Annotated in this window: 5 tRNA genes; all 5 read left to right on the top strand. The window is 53.3% G+C overall.

The annotated features are described in order from the left end of the window. The first annotated feature begins 41 nt into the window (after positions 1-41). The 5 genes from PXY01_RS22150 to PXY01_RS22130 all read left to right on the top strand — a co-directional run bounded on the left by PXY01_RS22150 (position 42) and on the right by PXY01_RS22130 (position 528). A tRNA-Glu gene (locus PXY01_RS22150) sits at positions 42-116 on the top strand. Positions 117-124: 8 nt separating this feature from the next. After that, positions 125-200: transfer RNA gene (locus PXY01_RS22145), tRNA-Val, on the top strand. Between the two features lie 10 nt (positions 201-210). Then, a tRNA-Met gene (locus tag PXY01_RS22140) sits at positions 211-287 on the top strand. Between the two features lie 37 nt (positions 288-324). Continuing rightward, positions 325-401, top strand: a tRNA-Asp gene (locus PXY01_RS22135). Between the two features lie 51 nt (positions 402-452). Continuing rightward, a tRNA-His gene (locus tag PXY01_RS22130) sits at positions 453-528 on the top strand. Positions 529-540: the final 12 nt, after the last annotated feature.

Below are 540 nucleotides of genomic sequence, written 5' to 3'. Positions count from 1 at the left end.
TTCGAAGCTCTTTTCTGGCAACGAACTAATTATAATGGTAAGGCCCGTTGGTCAAGGGGTTAAGACACCTCCCTTTCACGGAGGTAACAGGGGTTCGAATCCCCTACGGGTCACCATAATTCCCGGAGGCTTAGCTCAGCTGGGAGAGCATCTGCCTTACAAGCAGAGGGTCGGCGGTTCGATCCCGTCAGCCTCCACCATCTTTAATATCGCGGGGTGGAGCAGCTCGGTAGCTCGTCGGGCTCATAACCCGAAGGCCGCAGGTTCAAATCCTGCCCCCGCAACCAATGTTATCCTAATGGATAGCATCCGAACTTATAATGTGGAGCCGTGGTGTAGAGGCCTAACATGCCTGCCTGTCACGCAGGAGACCGCGGGTTCGAATCCCGTCGGCTCCGCCATTATAACTTAACCGGCTATATGCCATAAGACATCTTGCGCTTCACTACATGGCGGTTGTGGCGAAGTGGTTAACGCATCGGATTGTGATTCCGACATTCGGGGGTTCAATTCCCCTCAATCGCCCCATTCTTTTACTGT

This window comes from Paenibacillus xylaniclasticus (assembly GCF_004001065.1).
GTDB lineage: Bacteria > Bacillota > Bacilli > Paenibacillales > Paenibacillaceae > Paenibacillus_T > Paenibacillus_T xylaniclasticus.
This window is presented reverse-complemented; position numbering and strand designations above follow the sequence as displayed.